Raw genomic sequence first — 7,024 nt, forward strand, 5'->3', positions numbered from 1 at the left:
CACCCACGCCCGCCGCACGCTGGACGCGATCCGGCGCGACGGCGGGCGCGGCGCCGGCTGGGGCGCCAACATTCTCGAACCCGACACCCCGCGCCTGGAGGAGAACCTCGAGGCGCTGGCGCACTGGCTCGGCGAGCAGGGCGGGGCGCCCTGCCTGGGCGTGGTGCCCTGGCTGGATCCACCGGATGCCGAGGCCGCCGCCGACTTTCTCGACCTCGAGCCGCTGCTGAACGATCCCGCCTGAGTGGCACCGGCGAACCCCGGCAAGACTTCACACCGCAAGAGACGACACATGAACCGCAATCGCGACTGGATGCAGCGTGACCTGGCCAGCCTCTGGCACCCCTGCACCCAAATGAAGGATCACGAGACACTGCCCGTCGTGCCGATCCGGCGCGGGAAGGGCGCATGGCTGGAGGATTTCGAGGGCAGGCGCTATCTCGATATCGTCAGCTCCTGGTGGGTCAACGTGTTCGGCCACGCCAACGACCGGATCAACGACCGGATCAAACGCCAGCTCGACGAGCTGGAACACGTGATCCTGTCCGGCTTCACCCACCAGCCGGTGATCGAGCTGTCGGAAAGACTTGGCCAACTGGCGCCGGCCGGCCTGGGCCACTGCTTCTACGCCGACAACGGCTCTTCCGCCGTCGAGATTGCGCTCAAGATGAGCTACCACTACTGGCGCAACGTCGGGCGGCCGGAGAAGCGGCGCTTCCTGACCATCACCAACGGCTATCACGGCGAGACGCTGGGGGCGCTGTCGGTGGGAGACGTGGCGCTCTATACCGACACCTACCGCTCGCTGCTGCTGGACGTGATCAAGGTGCCGGCGCCGGACGGCTTCGGCCTGCCGCGAGACCGATGGGTCGACCAGGCGCGAGACGCCTTCGCGCAGATGGAAGCGGCGCTGGCGCGTCACGCCCACGAGCTGGCGGCGGTCATCGTCGAACCGCTGATCCAGTGCGCCGGCGGCATGCGCATGTACCCGCCGGAGTACCTGACCTGGCTGCGCGAGGCCTGCGACCGCCACTGCGTCCAGTTGATCTTCGACGAGATCGCCGTCGGCTTCGGCCGCACCGGGACGCTGTTCGCAAGCGAGCAGGCCGGCGTCCGCCCCGACTTCCTGTGTCTCTCCAAGGCACTCACCGGCGGCTACCTGCCGCTGTCGGTGGTGATGACCACCGACGAGGTCTACGCCGCCTTCTACGACGACTACTCGACGCTCAAGGCGTTCCTGCACTCCCACAGCTATACCGGCAACCCGCTGGCCTGCGCCGCCGCGCTGGCGACGCTGGATATCTTCGAGCAGGACGACGTGATCGCCACCAATCGTGGCAAGGCCGAGGCGATGGGGCGGCTCGCCGAACCGCTGCGCGACCATCCCCACGTCGGCGATGTCCGCCAGACCGGCATGGTGGTGGCCATCGAGATGGTCGCGGACAAGGCCAGCCTGACGCCTTACGACTTCCGCGAGCGTCGCGGCCTGCGCGTCTACCGGCACGCGCTCTCGCGCGGGGTGATGCTGCGGCCGCTGGGTAACGTCATCTACTGGATGCCGCCCTACGTGATCTCGCAAGAGGAGCTGGCCTTGGTGGCGGAAGTGACCCACGAGGGTTTGGAACTGGCCACCGCGGATTAATAATTTGAAACCCGGCTAACTCCCTGTCGACGAAAGTCGTAGGTCGGTTGGCCAGCCGCAGGGAGCCCGGCAGGCACGCCGTGGTCGGGACCCTGGCGCTGCGGTCGCCCCAAGGTGATGAAACCACAGCGGTTTTGGAAACCGTCCGCGATCTGGCAGGGCGACAGCGGTTTTCCGGCAAATGGTATCCCTGCGTTGGAACGATGCGCGTCATACGTCATACATGACTACAGGATTCATCCATAAGCGCCATTTCTGGTAGAAGCCTTACCATGATGGCGGCTAAGTACGGATTGTTGGCATGGCATCGCTTCTCACATAGTGAACTCGCCGATGGGGCATTTTCTTCTCATTGTCAGGATTAAAACGAGCGTTTTTGATCCACCGAAAATGATACGGGAAGAAACCGGCCCCAGGAGAGTATTCCCATTCCTGTGTGGAGACAGTCATGTCCATCTATCAGAGCGATATCGATTCACTCGAGCGATTGCGTCTGGAACAGAACGGCCGCTGGAACAATATCGATCCCGAGAACGTGGCACGGATGCGGGCCCAGAACCGCTTCCGTACCGGCCTCGACATCGCCCGCTACACCGCCGGCGTGATGCGCCGCGACATGGAGGCCTACGACCGGGACCCCTCCCGCTACACCCAGTCGCTGGGGTGCTGGCACGGCTTCGTCGGCCAGCAGAAGATGATCGCCATCAAGAAGCACCACGGTACGACCCAGGGGCGGTATCTCTACCTCTCCGGCTGGATGATCGCCGCCATGCGCTCGGAATTCGGCCCGCTTCCCGACCAGTCGATGCACGAGAAGACGGCCGTTCCGGCCCTGATCGAGGAGCTGTACACCTTCCTGCGCCAGGCGGATGCCCGGGAGTTGACGCTACTTTTCCGGGAACTGGACAGCGCCAGGAAGCAGGGCAACGAGGTGGTGGCGCGGGGAATCCTGGAGAAGATCGATAACTTCGAGACCCATATCGTGCCGATCATCGCCGACATCGATGCCGGCTTCGGCAACGAGGAGGCGACCTACCTGCTGGCGAAAAAGATGATCGAAGCGGGCGCCTGCTGCATCCAGCTCGAGAACCAGGTGTCGGATGCCAAGCAGTGCGGGCACCAGGATGGCAAGGTCACCGTTCCCCATGAGGATTTCGTCGCCAAGATCAACGCGGTTCGCCATGCGTTCCTGGAACTTGGGGTGGAGGAGGGCGTAATCGTCGCTCGGACCGACTCGCTGGGCGCCGGCCTGACCCAGAAACTGCCGGTCAGCAAGGAGCCGGGGGATCTCGCCCACCAGTACAACAGCTTTCTCTGCACCGTGCCGATCTGCTCGGCGGACGATGTCAACGAGGGCGATACGATCATCAAGCTCGACGGCGACCTGCGCAAACCCCTGCGTCTCGCCAACGGACTCTACCGGTTCCGCTCCGATACCGGCGAGGATCGCGTCGTGCTGGACTGCATCAACGCCCTGCAGAACGGCGCCGACCTGCTGTGGATCGAGACCGAGAAGCCCCACGTTGGCCAGATCGCCGGCATGGTCGACCGTATCCGCCAGGTCGTGCCCAACGCCAAGCTGGTCTACAACAACTCGCCCTCGTTCAACTGGACGCTCAACTTCCGCCAACAGGTCTTCGACGACTGGGAGCGAGAAGGGCAGGCAGAAGGGCAACGAGAGGGGCGGTCGCTCTCCGGCATCGAACGCGGCCAGCTGATGAGCGCCGACTATGACGACTCCGAGCTGGCGCGGGAAGCGGATCGTCGTATCCAGGCATTCCAGCGCGATGCGGCCCGCGAAGCCGGCGTCTTCCACCACCTGATCACCCTGCCGACCTACCACACGGCGGCGCTCTCCACCGACGAGCTGGCCGAGGGTTACTTCGGCGAGGCGGGGATGCTGGCCTACGTCGCCGGTGTCCAGCGCCGGGAGATCCGGCGAGGCCTGGCCTCGGTCAAGCATCAGGACATGGCCGGCTCCAACCTCGGCGACGACCACAAGGAGTACTTCTCCGGTGCCGCCGCGCTCAAGGCCGGCGGCGGGCTCAATACCATGAACCAGTTCGGCTGAGCCTCGTCTTTCCATCCAGCCTGCAACGACGGCGGGCCATATATCGGATCGAGAAATGGCCCGCATTTTATCGCCCGCAGCCCGCAGCTCATGGCCCGAAGTTCGTAGCCCGCAGCCTGCAGCCCGTAGCTCGCAGCTCGTGGCCTACAGCTTGTACGACGCCGGGTTGTCCCAGATGCTGTCCTCCTCGGCGAAGGCCGGGTTGTCATCGGTGATCGCACGCTCGCCGATCAACTGCATCCAGGAGTCGATGTCGGCGCTGCTGATCTTGCCGTCCGAGCCATCCTGCTTGTGCAGCGTATCCAGCAGGGCGAAGAAGTCCTCGTTGTCGAGCAGGAACTGCGCCGCGTCCCGCTCCTTCTTGGAGTGGCCGTTTTCCGGGTCGGCGATCTTCTCGAGGTCTGACTTGCTGACGATATCGTCGCCGCCCGTCCAGTCGTTGCCGCCATCGCCCTCGTCCCAGTTGAAGAGAATGGTGTCGATGGTCTCCTTGTTCTCCTGGTAAAAGTCCTGGCCGTGGATATTGAGCTGCATCTGGTCCTGGTCGAAGTCGAAGAAGAAGTCGTCGACGTTGCCGTTCTCCCGGATCTCCTGGGTGAACTTCTTGTACTGCTCCGGTTGCGCCTCCCACGCCGCCATGTCCTCGGGGAACCACTCCTTGAACAGCGGGTCGGGCTCCTTGTCGTCATCACCGGCGTGCATCATGTCCTTGAAGCCGTAGCTGGAGTTGATCAGGTAGTTGAACTTTTCGCCCCAATCGTCCTCCGTCACGCCATCTTCGGCGAACTGCTCGAACTGGTCGCGGATCTTGCCTTCGGTCTCGGCGCCTTTCTTCTGCGCCATCACCGCATTGAGGATCAGGCTGGCGAAGCCGACGCCCAGCCCGATCAGGTTGCCGATGGGGCCGGCCGCGCGCAGGCCCGCGCCCAGCCCGGAGAGCACCCGGGACGCGGTCTGCAGCGATGCCCCGATTTCGGCGGCCCCGCCGATGGTGAAGAACGAGCCGGAGACCACGCCGGTGGAGCTGGCGGCGAACTCTATCGGGGTGCCGCCGTTCTTGATCAGTTGGTCCAGCCCGACACCCGCGACGACGGTGTCGAGAATGCCGCCGGCGAAGTCGGTCATGTAGGCCAGGCCCTTGAGCGCCGGGCCGAAGATGTTGGTCTTCTTCTTGCTGCTGCTGTCGCCATCGCCACCGGTGTCTCCGAGGCTGTCGGGCGACGTGCCGCCAGGGGTGCGTTCACCGTTGGTCATCACGTCGGCTTCGGTATCCAGTGCCTGGTTCCAGGACTGCATGGCGACTTTCGACGACTCGCCATTGGCGGGGTCGAAACGCTGCTGGAGATCGCCGCTGAGGCTGTCGAGATCGTCCAGCGCGTCGCCGGCACCGCTGGGCAGGGTGCCGCCGTCCGTCGGGCGCACGTCGTCCAGGCGGTTGGCGATCTCGTCCAGGCGATCGAGCTGCTGTGCGCGATCACTGTCGGAGAGCGTCGGGTCGGATTCGATCGACGAGCGGATGGCCCGATGTCTCTCCATCATCTCGTCGAACAGGGCCGGCGCCTGTTCCGGCATCTTGCCTTTGCCCTTGCCATCGGCATCCAGCAGCTCGCGGTACTCCGCTACCGCCCGATCGAAGTCGTCGATCTGGGCGAAGCGCTGCTCCGATGGTGTCGCCGAGGAAGCGAAAGGCTGGATCTCCTCGAACAGGTCGTCGACCAGCCCCCTGAGGTCGTCCGCATTCTGGGGCGCCAGGCCGTCCTTCTTCATTTCGACCTTGTCGAGCCGATCCTCGATCGTGTCCAGGCGCTGCTGGATCTCCTTCTTCTCGTCGTCGCTGAGCGAGTCGGACTCCTTGACGATGCGGTCGACCTCGTCGAGTTGGCCCTGGATATCGTCGACCAGCCCCTGGGCCTTCTGTTCGAAGTCGGGGGCATCCTTCTGATCGAGGAGGGTATCGAAGGATTCGAGCTTGCCGCGAATATCGTCCAGCTTGCCCCGTGCCTGTTCGCCAGGGTTGAGGGAGGGCGCCTTGTCGCCATTGAACTTGTCGGGGAAGCGCTCGCGCAGGATATCGCCCATCTCCTTGTCGAGACCGAGCGCCTGGGTGATATCGGTGGTGCCGAACAGCTTGCCCAGCCGGCCGCCTTCATCGAGCTTGGGGCCCACCGCATCGGTGATGCCCTTGAGCGCGAAGGGCGTGGTGCCGATGAACACCAGCATGCCGCGAGCGACGGTCATGCGCTCTTGCCAGGTGTCGCCGAAATCGTCGCCCGAGCGGCGATAGATGGCGTTGACCAGCGCCGCGGTGCCGCCGATGGCGAACATCGTGTTGGAGCTCATCAGGCTGCGGAACTGGGATTTCAGCGAGCTCTGCACGTTGGCGCGCTGGCTGTCGCTGAGCTCGACGATGGGCGGCTGGCCGTCGCGGCTGGTGGTCATGTTGCGGAACTGCTCGTTCACCTTCTTCATGACATCGCGCATGAGGGACGAATCCTTCAGCGCCGTCTCGACATTACTGCCGCTCAACGCCGCCGTCTTGATCACCTCCTTGAGGCCGGCGGCGATCGCCATGATCTTGGTGAACTGCAGCTTCTCGTCCGCCGACAGGTTGGGCGGTACCGAGCCCTTGGGATCGGTCTTGTCGGCGGAGAGCGCATCCTTCACCGCGTTCCAGACGCCATCGGTGGTCTGGATGCCGAAGGTGCTGTAGGTAATCCCGGTGAGAACGGTCGGCACCATGTCGGCGGCGACCTGCTCCGCGGCGGCCTCGCTCTCCGGCGATATGTCGCCGCTCTCATATTCGGCATCGATGTCGCTGAGTTCTTCCTCGAGGCCTCTAGCGGTACTGGCCGCCGTGATACTGCCTCTCGCCTCGGCCGCGCGGTCGGGTTCGAGAGCCTGCAGCGTGTTCAGGTCATTGTTCAGGCGGGTGGCGGCCTCGTCGCCGAAGCCCTTGTCGCGCAGCTCCTCGATGGCATCGAGATAGTCCGCGCCCTTGTCGCCGGTCAACGAGTCGTAGATCTTGTCGGCGAGCCCGTCGCGATCCTTGATCTTGCTCTGGGCCTCCGCCATCGCCTCGTCGGTGAACTTGGCGATCTCCTCGTCCCCGAGCAGCTTGGCGAGCTCCTCGCCGAGCTTCTCCTCGTGGATCAGGCCGCGCAGGTCGGCCGGGTCCATGCCCTGGGTGTCGCTGGCGTAGTAGGTCCAGTCGCCGCCGTGGTCCACCGTCATGTAGGGCAGATACTGGAAGCTGCCATCGTCCAACTGGGACTTGAGCTCGAGCAGGCGGGCATATTTCTTGAAGTTCTCGT

At 64.3% G+C, this 7,024-nt stretch carries 3 protein-coding genes and 1 pseudogene; 3 read left to right on the top strand and 1 reads right to left on the bottom strand.

Features of this window, described 5'->3' with window-relative positions:
• The 3 genes and pseudogenes from AC3AYF_RS16260 to AC3AYF_RS16270 form a co-directional block, all read left to right on the top strand.
• Nucleotides 1-244: pseudogene (locus AC3AYF_RS16260) on the top strand (dethiobiotin synthase); the annotation flags it as partial.
• 48 nt (nt 245-292) lie between these two features.
• A complete protein-coding gene (locus AC3AYF_RS16265; protein ID WP_295037595.1) occupies nt 293-1,642 on the top strand; it encodes an adenosylmethionine--8-amino-7-oxononanoate transaminase in 1,350 nt (449 codons plus the stop codon).
• 448 nt (nt 1,643-2,090) lie between these two features.
• Entirely contained in the window at nt 2,091-3,713 is a 1,623-nt protein-coding gene (locus tag AC3AYF_RS16270) for an isocitrate lyase (protein WP_295037594.1), read from the top strand.
• A gap of 144 nt (nt 3,714-3,857) precedes the next feature.
• On the opposite strand, the gene AC3AYF_RS16275 is transcribed toward AC3AYF_RS16270, so the two are convergent.
• The coding region (locus AC3AYF_RS16275; protein WP_295037592.1) for a spectrin repeat-containing protein at nt 3,858-7,024 on the bottom strand (3,167 nt) is incomplete at its 5' end.

The organism is Salinicola sp. (genome assembly GCF_982684285.1).